16 protein-coding genes are annotated in these 19,908 nt (G+C 72.2%); 7 read left to right on the top strand and 9 right to left on the bottom strand.

The window, feature by feature from the left end:
* The first annotated feature begins 1 nt into the window (after nt 1).
* Both ASC54_RS02090 and ASC54_RS02085 read left to right on the top strand, forming a co-directional pair.
* Nucleotides 2-1,117: a carbohydrate ABC transporter permease gene (locus ASC54_RS02090; protein WP_055857932.1), complete on the top strand. Its 1,116-nt coding sequence runs from the start codon at nt 2-4 to the stop codon at nt 1,115-1,117.
* Nucleotides 1,114-2,034 carry a carbohydrate ABC transporter permease gene (locus ASC54_RS02085; RefSeq protein WP_055896385.1) on the top strand — a complete coding sequence of 307 codons (921 nt, stop codon included), beginning with the start codon at nt 1,114-1,116 and terminating at the stop codon, nt 2,032-2,034. Before ASC54_RS02090 ends, ASC54_RS02085 begins: the two co-directional genes overlap by 4 nt.
* Nucleotides 2,035-2,040: 6 nt before the next feature.
* On the opposite strand, the gene ASC54_RS02080 is transcribed toward ASC54_RS02085, so the two are convergent.
* The 4 genes from ASC54_RS02080 to ASC54_RS02065 form a co-directional block, all read right to left on the bottom strand.
* Nucleotides 2,041-2,448, bottom strand: coding sequence for a CrcB family protein (locus tag ASC54_RS02080; RefSeq protein WP_082514934.1), 408 nt, complete (start codon nt 2,446-2,448; stop codon nt 2,041-2,043).
* Between the two features lie 8 nt (nt 2,449-2,456).
* Nucleotides 2,457-2,951, bottom strand: coding sequence for a CrcB family protein (locus tag ASC54_RS02075; RefSeq protein WP_235451363.1), 495 nt, complete (start codon nt 2,949-2,951; stop codon nt 2,457-2,459).
* A 66-nt stretch (nt 2,952-3,017) separates the two neighbouring features.
* Entirely contained in the window at nt 3,018-3,641 is a 624-nt protein-coding gene (locus ASC54_RS02070; RefSeq protein WP_055896382.1) for a helix-turn-helix transcriptional regulator, read from the bottom strand.
* Nucleotides 3,638-4,453, bottom strand: coding sequence for a DUF4097 family beta strand repeat-containing protein (locus ASC54_RS02065; protein ID WP_055896380.1), 816 nt, complete (start codon nt 4,451-4,453; stop codon nt 3,638-3,640). The genes ASC54_RS02070 and ASC54_RS02065 overlap by 4 nt, the downstream gene beginning before the upstream one ends.
* Before the next feature lie 141 nt (nt 4,454-4,594).
* Here ASC54_RS02065 and ASC54_RS02060 point away from each other — a divergent pair, with 141 nt between their 5' ends.
* Nucleotides 4,595-5,338: a MerR family transcriptional regulator gene (locus ASC54_RS02060; RefSeq protein ID WP_055857939.1), complete on the top strand. Its 744-nt coding sequence runs from the start codon at nt 4,595-4,597 to the stop codon at nt 5,336-5,338.
* On the opposite strand, the gene ASC54_RS02055 is transcribed toward ASC54_RS02060, so the two are convergent.
* Nucleotides 5,335-6,018 carry a YitT family protein gene (locus ASC54_RS02055; protein ID WP_055857942.1) on the bottom strand — a complete coding sequence of 228 codons (684 nt, stop codon included), beginning with the start codon at nt 6,016-6,018 and terminating at the stop codon, nt 5,335-5,337. The two genes, ASC54_RS02060 and ASC54_RS02055, sit on opposite strands and share 4 nt — an antisense overlap.
* 219 nt (nt 6,019-6,237) lie before the next feature.
* Between ASC54_RS02055 and ASC54_RS02050 the strand changes: the two genes are divergently transcribed.
* Complete coding sequence (locus ASC54_RS02050) at nt 6,238-9,354, top strand: efflux RND transporter permease subunit (RefSeq protein ID WP_055896379.1); 3,117 nt, start codon at nt 6,238-6,240, stop codon at nt 9,352-9,354.
* Here ASC54_RS02050 and ASC54_RS02045 read toward each other — a convergent pair.
* The 3 genes from ASC54_RS02045 to ASC54_RS02035 form a co-directional block, all read right to left on the bottom strand.
* Nucleotides 9,344-9,670: a hypothetical protein gene (locus tag ASC54_RS02045; RefSeq protein ID WP_055896376.1), complete on the bottom strand. Its 327-nt coding sequence runs from the start codon at nt 9,668-9,670 to the stop codon at nt 9,344-9,346. The genes ASC54_RS02050 and ASC54_RS02045 overlap by 11 nt on opposite strands.
* 166 nt (nt 9,671-9,836) lie before the next feature.
* Entirely contained in the window at nt 9,837-10,307 is a 471-nt protein-coding gene (locus ASC54_RS02040; RefSeq protein ID WP_055896372.1) for a GNAT family N-acetyltransferase, read from the bottom strand.
* Complete coding sequence (locus ASC54_RS02035; RefSeq protein WP_055857949.1) at nt 10,304-11,335, bottom strand: alpha/beta hydrolase; 1,032 nt, start codon at nt 11,333-11,335, stop codon at nt 10,304-10,306. Before ASC54_RS02035 ends, ASC54_RS02040 begins: the two co-directional genes overlap by 4 nt.
* A 240-nt stretch (nt 11,336-11,575) precedes the next feature.
* On the opposite strand from ASC54_RS02035, the gene ASC54_RS02030 reads away from it, so the two are divergent.
* Nucleotides 11,576-13,528, top strand: a complete 1,953-nt coding sequence (locus ASC54_RS02030; RefSeq protein ID WP_055896369.1) for a DEAD/DEAH box helicase — start codon at nt 11,576-11,578, stop codon at nt 13,526-13,528.
* Nucleotides 13,529-13,614: 86 nt separating this feature from the next.
* Here ASC54_RS02030 and ASC54_RS02025 read toward each other — a convergent pair whose 3' ends face one another.
* Complete coding sequence (locus ASC54_RS02025) at nt 13,615-14,577, bottom strand: EamA family transporter (protein ID WP_055857956.1); 963 nt, start codon at nt 14,575-14,577, stop codon at nt 13,615-13,617.
* 295 nt (nt 14,578-14,872) lie between these two features.
* Here ASC54_RS02025 and ASC54_RS02020 point away from each other — a divergent pair, with 295 nt between their 5' ends.
* Both ASC54_RS02020 and ASC54_RS02015 read left to right on the top strand, forming a co-directional pair.
* A complete protein-coding gene (locus ASC54_RS02020) occupies nt 14,873-18,859 on the top strand; it encodes an ExeM/NucH family extracellular endonuclease (protein ID WP_055857958.1) in 3,987 nt (1,328 codons plus the stop codon).
* 106 nt (nt 18,860-18,965) lie between these two features.
* Complete coding sequence (locus ASC54_RS02015; RefSeq protein WP_055857960.1) at nt 18,966-19,844, top strand: neutral zinc metallopeptidase; 879 nt, start codon at nt 18,966-18,968, stop codon at nt 19,842-19,844.
* Nucleotides 19,845-19,908 lie beyond the last annotated feature (64 nt).

The following is a 19,908-nucleotide window of genomic DNA, read 5'->3' as shown; positions in this document are numbered from 1 at the left end:
CGTGGCCGTCAACGCCGCACCACGGCCTCGTCGCGGCGGAGGAATCCGCCGCGGCGAGGCCCGCGCGGGGTGGCTCTTCGTCACCCCCGCCGTGCTCATCACCGCCGTCTTCCTGGTGATCCCGATCGCGCTCGCGCTCTGGGTCAGCATGAGCGACTGGAACGGCTTCCAGTCGCCGCTCAACCCGCGCGTCAACTTCGTCGGGCTCGAGAACTACGCGGCGATCACGGTCGAGGACGGCCTCGATCAGCGCAACTTCGGCACCGCCGTGCGCAACAACCTCTACTACGTGCTGCTCGTCGTGCCGCTGCAGACGATCATCTCGCTGCTGCTCGCCGTGCAGGTCAATCGCGCAGCGCTGCGCGGGCGCGGCTTCTTCCGCACCGCCTTCTACTTCCCCTCCGTCACGAGCACGGTCGCGATCGTCGTCGTGTTCCAGTTCCTCTTCACCGCGTCCGGCGCGGTCAACGCCGCGATCGGCGCGCTCGGCATCAGCGGGCCCGACTGGTTCAACGACTCCACCGGGCTCATCCACGGGCTGCTGTCGGCGTTCGGGATCACGCAGCCGCCGGCGGCGCTCGCCGAGCCGGGCTTCCTCGGCATCTCGGGCTGGGAGTGGATCGCCGGCCCCTCGGTCGCGATGACCTCGCTCATCATCCTGGCCATCTTCACGACCTCGGGCACCTTCATGCTCCTGTTCCTCGCCGCCCTGCAGAGCATCGGATCGGAGATCGACGAGGCGACGCTCATGGACGGGGCCGGCCCGTTCCGGAAGTTCTTCTCCGTGACCGTCCCGATGCTCCGGCCGACGCTCTTCACCGTCCTGACCCTCGGGCTCATCGGCTCCTGGCAGGTCTTCGACCAGATCTACGTCATCGGCGGCGGCAGCGCCGGCGGCACGATCTCCACCCCCGCCTTCCTCGCCTACCGCAGCTCGTTCGTCGACCTGCAGTGGGGCCAGGGAGCCGCGATCGCGTTCATCCTCTTCCTCTTCATCATCCTGCTCACCCTCGTGCAGCGCTGGGTGCTCACGGAGCGGACGCCGCGGAAGCGCAACCGGGTGGCGGCGACCGAGAAGATCGCCGCGAACGACTCGACCTCCGGGGGGCTCCGATGACCGCGGCCGTGACACCTGCCACCGGCGGGACGGGCGGGACGAGCATCCGCACCCCTGAACGCTCCTTCCGGCGGAAGAAGCAGATCGGCGGCCGCGCCCGGGCGAACATGCTGCTCGGCTACCTGATCCTCATCGGGCTCGCGCTCATCTACATCTACCCGTTCCTGATCTCGATATCGGCATCGTTCAAGACCGACGCGGAGGCGACGCAGAACGCGCTGTCGATCATCCCCGACACGATCACCTTCGCCGCGTACGAGCGGCTCTTCGGCGACGTGCCCTTCCCGCTCTGGGCGGGCAACACGCTGCTCGTCTCGGTCGTCGTGACCGTGGGCCGCGTGTTCTTCGACTCCCTCGCCGGGTACGCGCTCTCGCGGCTGCAGTTCCGCGGGCGCACCGCGGTGTTCGTCGCCTTCATCGCGATCCTGTCGGTGCCGGGCGTCGTCCTGCTCATCCCGCGCTTCCTGATCCTGCAGCAGCTCGGGCTCTACGACACCTACGGCGGCATGATCATCCCGCTGCTGTCGACGGCCGCGGGCGTGTTCATCATGAAGCAGTTCTTCGACTCGATCCCGGTGAGCATCGAAGAGGCGGCGCGCATCGACGGCGCGAGCACCTTCCGGGTGTTCTGGACGATCGTCCTGCCGATGGCGCGGCCGGCGCTCGTGACGCTGTTCATCCTGTCGTTCCAGGGGTCGTGGAACGAGCTCGGCCACTTCATCGTGTCGCGGCAGAGCCCCGAGCTGAACACGCTCACGACCGGTGTCGCCTCGCTCGTCTCCGGCCAGCTGGGCTCCGGCAACCAGTACCCGCTTCAGCTCGCGGCGGCGGTGCTCATGACCATCCCGGTCGCCGTGCTGTTCTTCATCTTCCAGCGCCGGATCATGAACACGACGGCGGGCGCCGAGAAGGGCTAGGCACCCTCAGCCGCCGAGCAGCGACGCGCCCGCAGCGGCGCCGGCGAGCACGGCGGCGAGCGCGAGCACGAGCGTCAGCACGACGTTCGCGGCCGCGACCGTCCAGCGCGCCGCGGCCGCCCGACCGTGCGCGCCGTCGACCCCGATCTCGCCCAGCGCGAGCCGCACGGTGTCGACCGCGTGCGTCGAGAAGGTCGTGAGCCCGCCGCAGAACCCGGTGACGATCGCGAGCCGCAGCACGGGGTCGTCGACCGCGGCGAGGCCGATCCCCGCGACGAACGACCCGACGAGGTTGACGAGGAGGACGCCCCACGGCAGCGCGCGGCGCGCGGGCAGCGCGACTCCCACGAGGTAGCGCAGCAGGGCTCCGACCGCGCCCGCCCCCGCGAGAGCGAGCACGGCGAGAGCCGGCATCGCCCCGATCACTCGTCGACCTCCGGCCAGGGGTCGGCCGCGCCCCGGGGTCCGCGCGCGAGCCGCTCGCCGATGACGTGCCCGGCGACGGCGGCGCCGAGCCCGAGCACCAGGGTGAGCGCGACGCTCATGACGGCCCCCGGGAGACGACCGCCCTCGGCCAGCAGGACGACCGACACCGCGAAGGCGGAGTACGTGGTGAACGATCCGAGCAGGCCGGCGCCGAGCCCCGCGCGGGCCCATCCGGGGACGCGCGGCGACGCCCAGCCGACGAGCACCCCGAGCCCGGCGGCCCCGATCACGTTGACGAGGAGCGTGCTCGCGGCGAAACCCGTGGCGGCGTTGGGCATGGCCGCATCCAGCGCCGCCCGCAGGAGCGTGCCGAGCGCGCCGCCCGCCGCGACGGCCCCGAGAACGGCGGGGCTCAGCGCTCCGGCCGGCGATCGTGGAAGGCGCGCGGTCGACGCCGTCGTCGCTCCGCCCTCGCCCGAACCCTGGCCCACGCCCTCAACCTAGCGCCGGGGCGCACGGCCCTGCGCGGCCCCGCGCCGTCGGACTAGCCGACATGCCTACCGCCGCAGCGCCGCCCGCACCTCGTCGGTCAGATCGCGCAGCCGCTGCTCGACGAGCGACACGACCTCCTCGCTCAGCCGGTCGTCGCCCGCGGCGCGGCGCAGCTCGGTGCGCAGGTCGAGCCGCGCGCTCGCGATCGCCGACTCGGCCCGGTGCAGCCGCTCGCGCCCTTCGCCCCGCACGACGCTGACGGCCTCGTCGACCCGGCGGCCGGTCGCGCGCGCCTCGTCGCGGGCCTCGCGCGTCGCCGCGGCGAGCTCCGCCCGCAGCGACGTCATCGCCTCGCCGACGGATGCCCGCACCTCGTCCGCGAGCCGGCGCACCGAGTCGCCGACCCCCGCCTCGATGTCGTCCAGCTCGGCCGACCGGGCGGCGAGCTCGGCGCGCCCCTCTGGGGTGAGCGAGTAGATCGTGCGCCTGCCGTCGGCGAGCCGCGAGACGAGCCCGTCGGCCTCGAGCTTGCCGAGCCGAGGGTAGACGGTCCCGGCCGAGGGCACGTAGGCGCCGCCGAAGCGGTCGGAGAGCGCCTGGATGATCTCGTACCCGTGCATCGGCCGCTCGGCGAGCACGTGCAGGAGGTAGAGGCGCAGGTGCCCGTGGCCGAAGACGGCGGGCGTCACGAGGCGTCCGCGGAGGCGCGCTCGGTGTGCACGACCGAGACGTCGCCGGAGACGCTGCTCGCGCGCACCTCGGTGAACGAGCCGGCGAGCTCGCCGTAGCGGCTCGAGTACTGCCCCTTGACGCCGGTGATCTGCGTGTCGTCGAGCTGCAGCGAGCCTACGACGGTGTTGACGGTGTACTGCGCGGGGGCGCCGGCGTCGAGGCGCACGGTGAGGTCGCCGCTCACGCTCTTGTTGACGATGCGGTCGGGGCGGCCGTACAGGTCGAGCAGCACGGCGCCCGAGACCCCGTCGCACGAGAAGCGGAACACTTCGCCGCTCACGGTCACGTCGCCGCTGACGGTGTGGGCGGTGACGTCGCCGTGGTGCCCGCGCACGGCGATCTCGCCGCTCACGTTCTGCAGCTGGAGGTCGCCGACGACGCCGTCGACGACGATGTCGCCGCTCACGGTGCTGATGCTCGCGTCGTCGTGCAGTCCGCTGATGATCGCGTTGGCGGTGACGACGCCGAAGGTGAGGGCGGTCGTCCGCGGCACGAGTATGGAGACCTCGGCCCGCGCCCGCCCGCGGAATGCGCGGAACGTGTCGAGCCAGTTCTCCCATCGCAGCTGCGGGTGGTCGACGATGAGCGTTCCGCCCTCGACCGAGATCTTGAGGTCGCGCCCGCTGACGCCGTGCACCTCGACGCGCGCGCCGGGCTCGTCGTGGGCGACGATGTCGACCTGCCCGGCGATGAGGCTCACCTTGAGCCGGCGGATGCCCTCGAGGTCGATGACGGTCGGTTCGGTGACGATCCAGGTCTCCTGCGCCATGGCATGCTCCTTCTGCGGATGCGCGAATCGCGATATATCGCGTCTTTCGCGATCACGATATATCGCGTTTCGATCGCGGCGCAAGCGATTCTTCGCGACAAGCCTTGACCTTGACGCGACGTCAACCTCTACCGTCGGAGCATGACCTGGTCGATCCAGCGCATCGCCCGCCTCGCCGGCACGACGAGCCGAACGCTGCGCCACTACGAGCAGCTTGGTCTGCTCGCCCCGGCGGGCCGCGCGGCGAACGGCTACCGCTACTACGACGAGGCCGCGCTCACGCGCCTGCAGCGCATCCTGCTGCTGCGCGAGCTCGGCCTCGGCCTCCCGGCGATCGCCGACGTGCTCGCCGGTGACGACGACGACGCCCGCGCTCTCGCGACGCACCTGCAATGGCTGCGCCGCGAGCGCGAGCGCATCGACCGCCAGATCGCGAGCGTCATGACGACGATCGCGAAGCTCGAGAGAGAGGAACCGCTCATGCCCGACGAATCGCTCGACGGCTTCGACCACACGCGCTACCGCGAGGAGGTCGAGCAGCGCTGGGGCGCCGACGCCTACGCCCGCAGCGACCGCTGGTGGCGCGAGCTCGGGGACGACGGCCGCGCCGCCTTCCAGGCGGAGGCCGCCGCCATCCAGCAGGGCTTCGCGGATGCCCGCGCATCCGCCCTCGCCCCCGACGCCGACGAGGTGCAGGCTCTCACCGCCCGGCACTGGGCATGGGTGCGCGCCGGGTGGGGCGGCACCCCTCCGGGCACTGACGCCTACCTCGGGCTCGGCGACATGTACGTCGCCGACCCGCGCTTCGCCGAGCACTACGGCGGGCTGGAGGGCGCGGAGTTCGTGCGCGACGCGATGCGCATCTACGCCGAGCGCGAGCTCTAGCCGCCCGTCGGCGCCTCGTCGGTGTCGGCGTCGGTCGCGCCCGGGGCCGTCCCCGCGCCGGCGGAGTCGACGGCCTCGGGCACGCGCAGCCGCGGGAGCGTCTGCCCGACCATGGGCCCGATGAGCAGCGCGAACGCGACGGTGCCGAACCCGACGGTGCCGCCGAGCAGCCAGCCGATGCCGAGCACGGTGAGCTCGACGCCCGTCCGAACCTTCCAGATCGCCCAGCCGAAGCGCGCATGGGCTCCGGTCATGAGCCCGTCGCGCGGGCCGGGGCCGAAGCGCGCCCCGATGTAGAGGCCCGTCGCGATCGCCAGCAGCAGGAGCCCGCCCGCGAAGAGGAGGATGCGCGCCCACAGCGGCTCGGGAGTCCGCACGACGAGCAGAGCGAGGTCCATGACGGGGCCGATGAGCAGGACGTTGAGCACCGTCCCGATTCCGGGTCGCTGCCGGAGGGGGATCCACAGCAGCAGCACGCCGAGGCCGATGAGCACGACCACGACGCCGATCGACCAGCCCGTCTGCACCTCGATGCCCTGCGCGAAGACCGTCCAGGGGTCGAGCCCGATCTCGGCGCGGATCATCAGCGCGACCGCGGTGCCGTACAGGAACAGCCCGAGCAGCAGCTGCGCCCAGCGGCGGACGGCGGTGCGCGTCGAGCCGGCGCGCGCGATGGTCATGCGCTCAGTCCATCGTGAAGTCGCCAGTCGGACAACTCGGGGCGACGCGCGACGTCATGCACGCAGCGCGCGAACGCCCCGCGGGCGTCCTGACCGATCGGTCACATTCGAGGGCCCCGTGCATCCCTCGCTTTGCGAACGCACAGCGAACGCTGGGATGCTGGCCAGCGTTCACACCCCGCGCCGACGTCGGCGAATCCTTCCTGACCGGAGTCCTCCGTGCATCTGCTGTCGGTGTTCAGCCTTCGCAACCGAGCCCTCATCGCGCTCGTCACCATCGTCGTCGGCCTCTTCGGCGGGATCGCGCTGACGAGCCTCAAGCAGGAGCTCATCCCCTCCGTCAGCTTCCCGCAGGTCATCGTCCTCACGCAGTACCAGGGCGCGGCCCCCGCGATCGTCGAGCAGGACGTCTCGACCCCGATCGAGACCGCCATCCAGGGCGTCGCCGGGCTCGAGGCCTCCAATGCGACCTCGAGCACCGGCTTCTCGGTCGTCTCGGCGCAGTTCGCGTTCGGCACCGACATCGCGCGCGCCGAGCAGCGCGTTCAGCTCGCCGTGAACCGGCTCGACCTGCCCGCCGACGTCGAGCCGCAGGTGCTGACCGGCTCGATCGACGACTTCCCCGTCCTCCAGATCGCCGTCACGAGCGATCTCGAGCCCGGCGCCCTCGCCGACGCGCTCGAGGAGCAGGCCGTGACCGACCTCACCGACCTCGAAGGCGTGCGCGAGGTGTCGGTCCAGGGCGCCGTGGGCGACCGCGTGACGATCACGCCGGATGCCGCGGCCCTCGCCGCGCGCGGACTCACGAACGCCGACATCACCGACGCGCTCGACGCGAACGGGGTCCTCCTCCCCGCCGGCACGATCACCGAGGACGACCGCACCCTCGCCGTCCTGTCCGGCGTGCGCATCGAGAGCGCCGACGAGCTCGCCGCACTCCCCCTCCCAGGCGCCGAGCCGACCGCCGACGGCGCGATCACGACGATCGACGACGTCGCCGACGTGGCGATCGTGAGCGACCCGGTCACGAGCTACAGCCGCGTCAACGGCGAGGACGCCCTGACCCTCGGCGTCACGAAGACCCCCGCGGGCAACACCGTCGACGTCTCGCGCGCCGTGCAGGCCGCGCTCCCGGCCATCGCCGAGTCGATCGGGAACGGCACCGAGTTCACGATCGTCTTCGACCAGGCGCCGTTCATCGAGAAGTCGATCGAGTCGCTCGCGACCGAGGGCCTGCTCGGGCTGTTCTTCGCCGTGATCGTGATCCTCGTCTTCCTGCTGTCGATCCGCTCGACGCTCGTGACCGCCATCTCGATCCCGACCTCCGTGCTGCTGACCTTCATCGGCATGCAGGCGTCGGGGTACACGCTCAACATCCTCACGCTCGGCGCGCTCACGATCTCGATCGGCCGCGTCGTCGACGACTCGATCGTGGTCGTCGAGAACATCAAGAGGCACCTCGGCCTCGGCGAGGACAAGAAGACCGCCATCCTCGTCGGCGTCAAGGAGGTCGCGACGGCGATCACGGCATCCACCGTCACCACGATCGCCGTCTTCCTGCCTCTCGCGCTCGTCGGCGACATCACGGGCGAGCTGTTCCGCCCCTTCGCCCTCACGACCGCGATCGCGCTCGCCGCCTCCCTGTTCGTCTCGCTCACGATCGTGCCGGTGCTCTCGTACTGGTTCCTGCGGGCGCCGAAGGACGTCACGGCGGTCGCCGAGGGGGCGGATGCCCGGCCCGCCTCCATCGAGGAGGAATCCGCCCGCCCGACCCGCCTCCAGCGCGGCTACCTGCCGGTGATCCGCTGGACGCTCCGTCGACCGGTCGCGACGCTCCTGCTCGCCGTGCTCGTGCTCGGCGGCACGGGTGCGCTCGCCACGAACCTCAAGACCAACTTCATCGGCGACTCGGGTCAGAACACGCTCACGGTGACGCAGTCGCTCGACAACGGCGCGAGCCTCGACGCGCTCGACGCGGCGGCGACGACCGTGGAGGACGCGCTCGCCGACATCGATGGCATCGAGACGGTGCAGGCGTCGATCGGCTCCGACGGCGCGTCGATCCGCGCCGTGTTCGGCGGCGGCAGCGACATCACCTACTCGATCACGACCGACCCCGACGTCGACCAGACGCAGCTGCAGGCGGACGTGCGCGACGCGGTCGAGGGCCTCGACGGCGTCGGCGAGCTGAGCGTGCAGGCGGCGGGCGGCGGGTTCGCCTCCTCCGACATCGAGGTCGACATCACCGCCGCGGGCCAGGACGACCTCGAGGCGGCCGCGCAGACCGTCCTCGACGAGGTCCGCGACCTCGACGTGACCGCCGAGGCGCGCAGCAACCTCTCCGACACCCAGCCCTACCTCGCGATCCAGGTCGACCGCGCCCGCGCCGCCGAGCTGGGCCTGAGCGAGGTGGCGGTCGGCGGCATCGTGACCGCCGCGATGTTCCCGGCCTCGGTCGGATCGGTCGTCATCGATGAGCGAAGCCTGTCGATCTACATCCCGAATCCGGATGCCCCGACCACCGTCCAGGAGCTCCGCGACTTCCCCATCCCGACAGCGGCGGGGCCGGTGCCGCTCAGCGAGCTCGCGACCGTCGAGCAGGAGGACGGGCCGGCGTCGATCACCACGATCCGCGGCACCCGCAGCGCGACGATCACGATCACGCCCGGCACCGACGACGTCGGGTCGGCCTCGGCCGTCGTGCAGGCCGCGATCGACGAGCTCGAGCTGCCCGACAGCGCGAGCGCCTCGCTCGGCGGCGTCACCTCGCAGCAGGCCGACGCGTTCAGCCAGCTCGGGCTCGCGCTGCTCGCCGCGATCCTCATCGTCTACGTCGTCATGGTCGCGACCTTCAAGTCGCTGCGCCAGCCGCTCCTGCTGCTCATCTCGATCCCCTTCGCCGCGACCGGCGCGATCGCGCTGCAGCTCATCGCCGACATCCCGCTCGGGGTGCCCTCGCTCATCGGCGTGCTCATGCTCATCGGCATCGTCGTGACGAACGCGATCGTGCTCGTCGACCTCGTCAATCAGTACCGCGAGCGGGGGATGCGAGCCCGGGAGGCGGTCATCGAGGGCTCCTCGCGGCGACTGCGCCCCATCCTCATGACGGCCGCGGCGACGATCTTCGCGCTCCTGCCGCTCGGCCTCGGCCTGACCGGCTCGGGCGGGTTCATCTCGCAGCCGCTCGCCATCATCGTGATCGGCGGCCTCGTGTCGTCGACGCTGCTGACGCTGGTCGTGCTGCCCGCGCTCTACTACCTCGTCGAAGGAGCCAAGGAGCGCCGCGAGGAGAAGCGCGCGCACCGAGGGGCCCACGCGGCCGAGGTCACCAGCTGAAGTAGCTCGGGCTCCGCGCCTCGTATCGCTCGAGTCCGCTGAAGGTCGACAGCTCGCCCGAGTGGGTCTCCCAGTCGCCGGTCCCGATCTCGGTGACGGCCGAGGGCTCGACGGCGGTCTCGGCGTGGGCGTCATCCGCCATCTCGAGCGGTTCGATCTCGACGACCACCGATGGAGTGATGAGCACCGAGCGCTCGACGCCGTCGCAGGTGCGGACGGGGACGAAGGCGCCCCCGGAGCGGGCCGCGCTCTCGATGTCGCGAGCGAGCTCGGCGAGGGCGACGCTCTCGTCCAGTACGTAGGAGGTGAGATTCACGTGCAGTTTCGCAATAAGCATGATCGACCCTGAGACATCGTCGGCAGTCGTTCGATGACCCTCGTCCGCTCGCGGCGGGGAGGACGCGGTATCGCCCCTTGATCTCGCGCGACGGCCACGGTACGCCGGTCGAGCGAGCGCCGACAATCGGTGGCACAGCCGCCGCTCAGGTGCTAGGAGCCGAGAGATCCTTCTCCATGCAGACGCTGAACGCGTCGCCGACGTACGGCCCGAACGCGTCGATGACGGCGTAGCCGCGCCGCTCGTACAGCGCGATGGCCGCGAGCTGCTTCGGCCCGGTCTCCAGCTGCAGGATGCGCACCCCGCGCTCGCGCGCGGCGTGCTCCAGGGCATCCATGATCGCCGTGGCGACACCGCGGCCGCGGCCCCGCTCGTCGACGAAGAGCCTCTTGAGCTCGGCCGATCCGTCGCCGCGGTCGACGAGGGCGGCCATGCCGACGGCTCGGCCCTCGGCGCGGGCGACGATGACGGTCACCTCGTCGCCCGCGAGCTCGTCCACCGACATCAGGTAGCAGCTGTCGGCGGGGTACAGGCTGAGGGCGTAGGCCTCGCCGTCGCGCAGAAGGCGCTCGACGTCGGCCTGCCGCGGGGCCTCCGCGGCGACGGCGAGGCTCACGGCGCGGGCTCCTCGGCTCCGGGCTCCTCGAGCGCGAGGGCCGCGGCCGGCTGGAGGCGCTCGCGCAGGAAGGACGCGATGCGCTCGGCGAGCGCGTCGTCGAGGAGGCCCACCGAGTGCGCGGACGACTCGATGAGGTCCAGCTCGACGCGGATGCCCGCCTCGCGCAGCGCGAGCGCGAACGGCGTCGCCTGCCCGACCGGGATCAGCTCCTCCTCCGTTCCGTGCACGACGAGGAAGTCGGGGCCGCCCGGCGCGATCGCGAACTGCGGCGAGGCCTCGATCGCGGCCGGGCACTCGGCACGATCGGCGCAGCCGAGGTAGTCGAGCATCGACTGCTCGAAGACGGGATTGGCGGCCGAGCCGACCGTCAGGTCGAGCGGGGCCGAGAGGGTGACCACGGCATCCACCGCGTCGATGCGATCGGAGCTCGCGCTGCGCAGGCCGACGAGCGACACGAGGTTGCCGCCCGCGCTGCCGCCGAGGAGGGCGATCGACTCGGGGTCGATGCCGTGCTCGGCCGCGGTCGACGCGTCCTGCGCCCACGCGATCGCGGCGGTGAGGTCGTCGGCGGCGGCCGGGTAGGGGTGAGCCGGGGCGAGGCGGTAGTTGACCGAGACGCCGACGAAGCCCGAGCTCGCGAGCCACTGGCAGATCGTGCGCCACGTCGGGTGCGCCTTGTCGCCGCGCGCCCAGCTGCCGCCGTGGACGGCGAGCACCGCCGGGCGCGCCTCGTCGGTCGAGGCGCCGCCGGTCGCGCCGCCGTCCGCCGGCCGGCACACGTCGACGCTCACGCCGTCGCCCGCGCCGAAGTTCGCGATCGGAACGTCCTCGGTGATCTCCGCCTCGGGCTGCGCCGACAGCGGGAAGACCGCGCTCTCGGGCGCCGCCGCGGCGATCGCCTGCTCGCGCGCGGCCTCCTGCTCGGTCGCGCCGCAGCCCGCGAGCAGTCCGACCGCGAGCGCGCCGACGGCCGCCGCAGCGATGATCGCGCGCGCGGCGGAGGCGGGCAGGGCTCGGGCTGGCACAGTGGTCACCAGGGTAAGCGCTGGGCGGCCTGGGCTTAAGCCAGCCCGTCGGGTACGCTGAAGGGTCGGTTGGGAGACGGCGCGGAGCGATCCGCGTGCCATTGTGTGCGTCTCCCGGGCCGGTTTCCCCGCCAGAAGGCGCGGAATACACCATTTCAGGATGTATCGGCCCGGTCGATGAGTGCCCGGGAACGACGCCGTCGCGTCGACGCTGCTTCTTGCTCTACCCCGGAAAGCACCATGCCCCAGAACAACAAGGGCCGCCCCTCGCGCGCCCACGCCCCTGCCCGCTCGACCGCCGCTCCGGCCGGTTCCCGCAGCCCCAAGCACCGCGGCCACCGCCCCGATGATGCGGATGCCCCGGTCAAGAAGGCGCGCTGGTCGCGTGACGAGCGCGTCGACCGCGGCCACGCTCCCGAGCGCTCGCGCCCCGTCGACCGCGACGAGCGCCCCGCGCGCTCGAACGATCGCTTCGACCGGGATGCGCGTCCCGCGCGCTCGGCCGACCGCTTCGACCGGGATGCGCGTCCGACCCGCTCGAACGACCGCGTCGACCGCTTCGACCGCTCGACTCCGCGGAGCGGCACCGTCGGCCGCGGCGCCGGCGCCCGCACGGGTCGCCCCAGCCGTGACGTGCACGTCGACCGCACGGGCACGGGCCGCACGGCTCACCGGCCCGAGTGGCGGCCCCGCGGCGCCGAGAGCACGGCGCGCCCGGCGCGCCCGGCGCGCGACGCCGATCGCGGCGCGCGCTCGTTCGACCGCGATGCGCGCCCGGCGCGCCGCGAGTTCGATCGCGACGCTCGTCCCGCGCGCTCGAACGACCGCTTCGCTCGCGATGCGCGTCCGGTGCGCTCGAACGACCGCTTCGACCGCGACGCCCGCCCCGCGCGCTCCTTCGACCGCGACGAGCGCCCGGCCCGCCGCGATTCCGAGTTCTATCCGACCCGCGCCCAGCACACCGGGCCGCAGGACGACGTCGTGCTCGCGCGCCTCACGGCCGACGCCGTGCTCGCGACCGACGTCGAGGGCGTGACCTTCCGCGACCTCGGTCTCGGCGACAACATCGCCCGCACCCTCGCCGAGCTCGGCGCCCACAGCCCGTTCCCGATCCAGGCGGCGACGATCCCCGACGTGCTCGCCGGCCGCGACGTCCTCGGCCGCGGTCGCACGGGCTCCGGCAAGACGATCGCGTTCGGCGCGCCCCTCGTCGAGCGGCTCATGGAGAACGGCGGCGGCCGTCGTCGTCAGCCCGGCCGCAACCCGCGAGCGCTCATCCTCGCCCCGACGCGCGAGCTCGCCCTGCAGATCGACGCGACCGTCCAGCCCATCGCCCGCAGCGTGGGCCTGTTCACGACGCAGATCTACGGCGGTGTTCCCCAGGGCCGTCAGGTCGGCGCCCTCCAGCGCGGCGTCGACATCATCATCGGCACGCCCGGCCGCATCGAGGACCTCATCCAGCAGGGCCGCCTCGACCTGAGCGAGGTCGTCATCACGGTGCTCGACGAGGCCGACCACATGTGCGAGCTCGGCTTCCTCGAACCCGTGCAGCGCATCCTCCGCGAGACCGCCGACGGCGGCCAGAAGCTGCTGTTCTCGGCGACCCTCGACTCGGGCGTCGCGAACCTCGTCACCGAGTTCCTCCACGACCCCTCGGTCTACGAGGTCGCCGGCGAGGACCAGCAGTCCTCGACGATCGACCACAAGGTGCTCCTCGTCGAGCAGCGCGACAAGCGCGCGGTCATCGAGCAGCTCGCCTCGGGCGCCGGCAAGACTCTCGTCTTCGCCCGCACGCGCGCGTTCGCCGAGGAGCTCGCCGAGCAGCTCGACGACGCCGGCATTCCGGCGACGAGCCTCCACGGAGACCTCAACCAGCGCAACCGTCAGCGCAACCTCGACAAGCTCACGAGCGGTCGCGTGAACGTGCTCGTCGCGACCGATGTCGCCGCGCGCGGCATCCACGTCGACGACATCTCACTCGTCATCCAGGCCGACGCGCCCGACGAGTACAAGACGTACCTGCACCGCTCGGGCCGCACGGGCCGCGCGGGCAAGGTCGGCACGGTCGTCACGCTCATCACGCGCCCGCGCCGCCGCCGCTTCGAGGAGCTCCTCGACCGCGCCGAGATCGTCGCGAGCACCGACGAGGTGCGCGCGGGCGACCGTCTGCTCGACGAGCTCGCGGCCCTCTAGCCGCACCCTCGCCACGACGGCCCGGGCCCCTCAGGGGGTGCCGGGCCGTTCGCGTCCGCACGCGACCTCGAGGGCGGATGCTCTGCTCAGGACACCGCGAGCATCGCGCTCGCCGCGAGAGCGAGCACGAGCCCGACCCACTGCAGCCGAGCGATGCGCTCGCGCAGCACGAGCGCCGCGAGCAGGATCGTGCCGGCGGGGTACAGCGCGGTGAGCACCGACACGACCTCCAGGTCGCCCAGCCGCAGGCCCACGAGCGCGATGACGTTCGCCCCCGCGTCGAGGACGCCGCACAGCAGGCCGAGCACGATGCCGCCGCGCCACCCTCGCCGGAGGGCGGCCGCGCTCGCGCGCACCGCGTCGCCGGGGCCGCGCGGCGCGGTGAGGGCGTGCGGGGCGCCGTGGGCTCCGTCGAGCACGGCGAGCCGGGCATCCGCCGCCATGCCCTTCTGCCCCGCGACGATCGCGAGGAGCACGATGACCGTCACCATGAGCGTCGCGTTGACGGCGCGGTTGGCGATGAGGGGCACGAGGCCGCTGTCGACGGGCGTCTGCTCCATGAGGATGTAGAAGGCGCCGATGAGCGTGCCCGAGATCGTCGCCATGATCAGGCCGCGCGCGGTCGGACGCACGGCGCCCTCGCCCGGTACGACGCCCACGAGCACGACCGCCACGAGTGCGAGCGCGAAGGCGGGGTAGGCGAGCGCACCGAGCTCGGACCCGGTGGCGAGACCCCAGGTGAGCGGCACGATCGCGGAGGTCACGGCCGTCAGGGGCGAGAGGATGCTCATCGGACCGATCGCGAGGCACGCGTAGAGCAGCGCGATCGCGACGGCGCCGGTCAGGCCGGAGATGCCGCCCCACAGCAGCGCCTCGGCCGACCAGCGGCCGGGGATGACGAGCGCGCCCGCGATGAGGAGCACGACGCCCGATACGGCGCCGAGCGCGGTGACCCGCAGCGCCGAGATGCGGCGCGCGGCGAGCCCCCCGACGAAGTCGGCCGCGCCGTAGACGAGAGCGCCGGCAAGGCCGAGCACGACCGTGAGCATGGGACCTCCGGGGCTGGGGACGGGGTGGGCGGCCGGGCATCCGGCGCATGCCATGATCCTGGCACCCCCTGCTCACCTCGGCGTCGTCGCGCGTTCACGCGGCCGCCGTACCGTGACGGGCGCCCGACGACCGGGGGTCGTCCGCGAGACGCCCGCTCCATCGAGCACGTGAACAGCGCGTGACCACTCATGTGAGCACTAGGTGCATCGACCGTTCTGTGCTTATGGTTCGTTCTGACCCCCGTTCAGGGGGACGCACCCCATCGCCCTCCCACCCCAAGGAGCTCAGCGCACCATGTCATCCACCTCTCAGGGCGGCCGCGTACGCGCGACCGCGCGCGCGACGGCGTTCACGACCGCCGTCTGCGTGGGCCTCGGCCTCGCGGGCATCACCGCGACGCCCGCCATGGCCAGCACCCACATCCCGATCGCCGACGTGCAGGGCCCGGGGGCGTCGACGCCTCTCGTGAACCAGTCGGTCACCGTGCAGGGCGTCGTCGTCGCCGACCACCGCGGCGCCGGCGGCTACAGCGGGTTCTACATCCAGACCCCGGGTGAGGACACGACCCCCGGCGTCTCCGACGGGCTCTTCGTCTTCACCGGCAGCCAGGCGCACGCCGTCGCGATCGGCGACCTCGTCGAGGTCACCGGTGTCGCCTCCGAGTACTTCGGGCAGACCCAGGTGAGCGCGACGACCGCCGGCCAGGTCACCCTCGTCGAGGCCGCCGTGGGCGTTCCCGCCCCGGTCGCCCTCCCGACCGACGTCACGGGCGCCGAGCGCGAGGCCTTCGAGGACATGCTCGTCGCGCCGAGCGGCGACTACCTGGTCTCCTCCAGCCACGAGCTGTTCCGCTTCGGCGCTCTCTGGCTGAGCCCCGCCGAGCTCGCGGTCAAGAGCACCGAGCTCGTCGACGCCGGCCCCGAGGCCGACGCGATCGCCGCAGCCAACCGCGCCTCGCGCATCCTTCTCGACGACGGGTTCAACGCTCAGGTGACCTCGAGCACCCACCCCGGCGACCAGCCCTACTTCCGCAAGGACGCCGTCGTCCGCAACGGCGACAGGGTCGTCTTCCCGACGGCCGGCATGGTGCTGACCTACGGCTTCGACCAGTGGCGACTCCAGCCGCAGCGGCCGACCTCCACCGAGACCGCCGCGCAGTCGGGGGTCACGTTCGAGACGCGCAACCCGCGCCCCGCCGCGGCGCCCGAGGTCGGGGGCGACATCCGCGTCGCCGCCTACAACGTGCTCAACTACTTCACGACCCTCACGACGCAGAACAGCGAGGCGCGCGGAGCCCGCACCGCCGAGCAGCTCGCCATCCAGGAGTCGAAGATCGTCGCGGCCATCAACGGCCTCGACGCCGACGTCGTCGCGCTCCAGGAGATCGAGAACTCGGTGGCGCTCGGCGAACCGACCGACGAGGCGCTGCAGGCGCTCGTCGCGGCGCTCAACGCCCAGGCCGGCGCGGGCACGTGGGACTACGTCCGCACGCCCGTCGCGCTGACCGATGCCTCGATCGTCGACGTCATCAGCAACGCGATCATCTTCAAGCCCGCCGCGGTCACCCCCGTCGGCGACAGCTTCACGCAGATCGACGAGACGGTCTGGGACATCGCGCGCGAGCCGATCGGCCAGACCTTCGCCTCCGGCGGCATCGAGTTCACCGTCATCGCGAACCACTTCAAGTCCAAGGGCGGCTCGGGCACCGAGCCCGCCGACGGCCAGGGCTTCTTCACCGCCGAGCGCGTCGAGCAGGCCAACGCCCTCGCGGCGCTCGTCGAGACGCTGCCCGGCGAGGCCGGCGAGAACGTCCTGCTCATGGGCGACTTCAACTCGTACAGCGAGGAGGACCCGATCCAGGCCCTCACCGACGCCGGCTGGAGCGACCTCGTCGCCGACCTGACCGACGACCAGTACACCTACACCTTCGACGGCGAGCTCGGCTCGCTCGACCACGCCATCGCGAGCCCCGGGATCGCGGAGCAGGTCACGGGCGTCGGCGTCTGGAGCATCAACTCGGCCGAGTGGAGCGACCGCCAGTACGCCTTCGGCGCGACCGAGGCCGGCACCGTCTTCCGCTCGAGCGACCACGACCCCGTCGTCGTCGGCCTGAGCACCACGCCTCCCCCGGTCGAGATCGACATCCTGACGATCAACGACCTGCACGGCCGCCTCGAGGCCGCGCCGCCGGCCGCCGGCGCCGCCGTCCTCGGCGGTCTCGTCGCGGCCACGCGCGCCGCGAACCCGAACACGCTGTTCATCTCCGCGGGCGACAGCATCGGCGCCTCGACGTTCACCTCCTTCATCCAGAACGACGAGCCGACTCTCGATGCGCTCAACGCGATGGGTCTCGACCTCAGCGCGCTCGGCAACCACGAGTTCGACCAGGGCCGTGCGGACGTCGATGAGCGGGTCATCCCGAACTCCGACTTCCCCTACCTCGGCGCGAACATCTACGAGAAGGGCACGCAGACCCCCGCCTACCAGGAGTACGAGGTCGTCGAGGTCGACGGCGTGAAGGTCGGCTTCGTCGGAGTCCTGACGGAGAGCATGCCCTCGCTCGTGAGCCCGGACGGCATCTCGACGCTCGACTTCGGCGACATGACCGCCGCCGCCGTGCGCGTGTCCGACCAGCTGCAGGACGGCGACGCGGCGAACGGAGAGGCGGATGTCGTGATCCTCATCGTGCACGAGGGCGCCCCGACCACGACGCTCGAGGCCGCCACCGGCGACAGCGAGTTCGGCGACCTCATCAACGGGGTCGTCGGCAAGGTCGACGCCGTGGTCTCCGGCCACACCCACCTCCAGTACGACCTCGAGGTCCCGGTCCCCGGCACCGACGAGGTCATGCCGCTCATCCAGGGCGGGCAGTACGGCGAGGCCTACGGTCACCTCGAGCTGTCGGTCGACCCCGAGTCGAACGAGCTGCTGAGCATCACGGCCGGCGTCAAGCCGCTCGTGGGCGCGGCTCAGCCCGACCCGGAGATCGCCGCCATCGTCGCCGACGCCGTCGCGTTCGCCGCGGTGGCCGGCAACGAGAGCCTCGGCGCGATCACCGATGACTTCCTCCGGGGCGTCGACTTCACGGGCCAGAACGGGGCCCAGAACGAGAACCGCGGGGCGGAGTCGACGCTCGGCAACGAGGTCGCCGACGCCCAGCTGTGGGCGACGCAGGATCTCGGCACCGAGGTGGCGCTCATGAACCCGGGCGGCCTTCGCGCCAACCTGCTCTACGCCGCGAGCGGCGAGCTGGACCCGGCCGGCAACCTCACCTTCCGCGAGGCCGCCAACGTCCAGCCCTTCGCCAACACGCTGTTCACCATGACTCTCTCGGGTGCGCAGCTCCGGGCGGTGCTGGAGGAGCAGTGGCAGCCCGCGGGCAGCAGCCGGCCGTTCCTCAAGCTCGGCGTCTCCTCGACGCTCGAGTACGACTACGACCCGACGAAGCCCGCCGGCGAGCGCATCGGCACGATGCTCCTCGGAGGCGCGCCGGTGACGGCCGACCAGCAGATCCGCGTCGTCGCGAACTCGTTCCTCGCCGCCGGTGGAGACAACTTCTTCACCCTCGCGCAGGGCACGGACCGCGCCGACTCGGGTCGCATCGACCTGCAGGCGTTCGTCGACTACGTCGGGGCGAACACCCCGATCTCGCCCGACTTCGCCCAGCGCTCGGTCGGCGTCTCGATCAGCGCCCCTGACGCCGACGGCTACACCGCCGGCGACCAGGTGACGCTCGCCCTCAGCTCGCTCCTGTTCACCAACCAGGGCGACCGCGAGGCGGACGTCGTCGTGAGCCTCGGCGAGGAGATCCTCGGCTCGGCTCCGATCGACGCCACGATCGTCGGCCGCTCCGACGAGACGGGTCGTGCGACGGTCACCTTCACGGTGCCGGAGGGCGTCACGGGCGCCCAGCAGCTCACGATCGCGGTGCCCGACAACGGCACCGAGGCGAGCGTCGCCTTCGAGATCGCCGAGACCCTCGGCGCGATCGACGTCATCGAGACCGCGAAGGTCATCGGCCCCGTGGTCATCGGCAAGGAGGCGCGGGCCAAGGCCCCCGTCCTCTCGGTCGAGGGCGCGGAGCTCGCCTACCAGTGGCTGCGCGACGGCGAGCCGATCGAGGGCGCCACGGGCGCGACCTACCTCGTGACCGCCGCCGACGCCGGTGCTCGCATCGCGGTCGTCGTCACCGCCAACGCTCCCGGCTACGAGTCGGCGAGCAGCGAGAGCGCGGAGCGCAAGGTGGCCGGCAAGCCGGCGCGCCTGCCCCGGGCGGCCTAGCCGGGCATCCCCCACTGAAGCGGGGCGGAGAGCATGCTCTCCGCCCCGCTTTCCCGTGCGCGCAACCCCCTTCGCGCCCCGGCGTCACGGGGAGTAGGTTCGCGGGGTGACCTTCAGAGACGATGCTGACATCTCCGGCTCCTCCGTCCGCCGCTCCGGGCGCGGGCGCGGGCTCGCCATCGGCGGCGGCGGTGGCCTCATCGGCATCATCGCCGTCTTCCTGATCTCCCAGTTCACCGGGGTCGACCTCAGCGGGCTTCTCGGAGGCGGAGGCTCCGCAGCGGGGCCGGCCCCCGAGACGACGGCCCTCGCCGAGTGCGACACGGGCGCCGACGCCAACGCGAGCGTCGACTGCCGCGTCGCCGGCGCCGCCGTGTCGCTCGAGGAGTTCTGGATCGACGTCGCCCCCGACCTCGGCGTGCAGTACCGCGGCCCGGGCGCGATCATCTTCGAGCAGTCGGTGAGCACCGGCTGCGGCCAGGCGACGAGCGCGGTCGGCCCGTTCTACTGCCCGAACGACGAGACGATCTACCTCGACACCGGCTTCTACGATGACCTCCGCACGCGCTTCGGCGCCGAGGGCGGCCCGCTCGCCGAGATGTACGTCGTCGCCCACGAGTGGGGCCACCACATGCAGAAGATCACGGGCGCGCTCGAGGCCGCCGATAAGCAGAGCACCGGGCCCGAGTCCGACGCCGTGCGCCTCGAGCTGCAGGCCGACTGCTACGGCGGCGCCTGGGCGGGGGCCGCGTCCGATGGGCCGGATGCCCTGCTCGAGCCGATCACGAGCGAGCAGGTCGCGCAGGCCCTCGATGCGGCCGAGGCGATCGGCGACGATCGCATCCAGGAGCAGACGAGCGGACAGGTCTCGCCCGAGAGCTGGACGCACGGCTCGAGCGAGCAGCGCCAGCGCTGGTTCACCGTCGGCTTCGAGCGCGGGGTCACCGCGTGCGACACCTTCGCCGTCGCGGGCGGCGACCTCTAGCGCGCGAGTTCCGACCCGGAGGGAATCAACCGGTCGCTCCCCGCGTTGAGGGTGGGTGGTGCAC

This window comes from Yonghaparkia sp. Root332, assembly GCF_001425665.1.
Classification (GTDB): Bacteria; Actinomycetota; Actinomycetes; order Actinomycetales; family Microbacteriaceae; genus Microcella.
The sequence above is the reverse complement of the archived record's forward strand: the minus strand, read 5'-3'. Positions and strand labels throughout refer to the sequence as shown.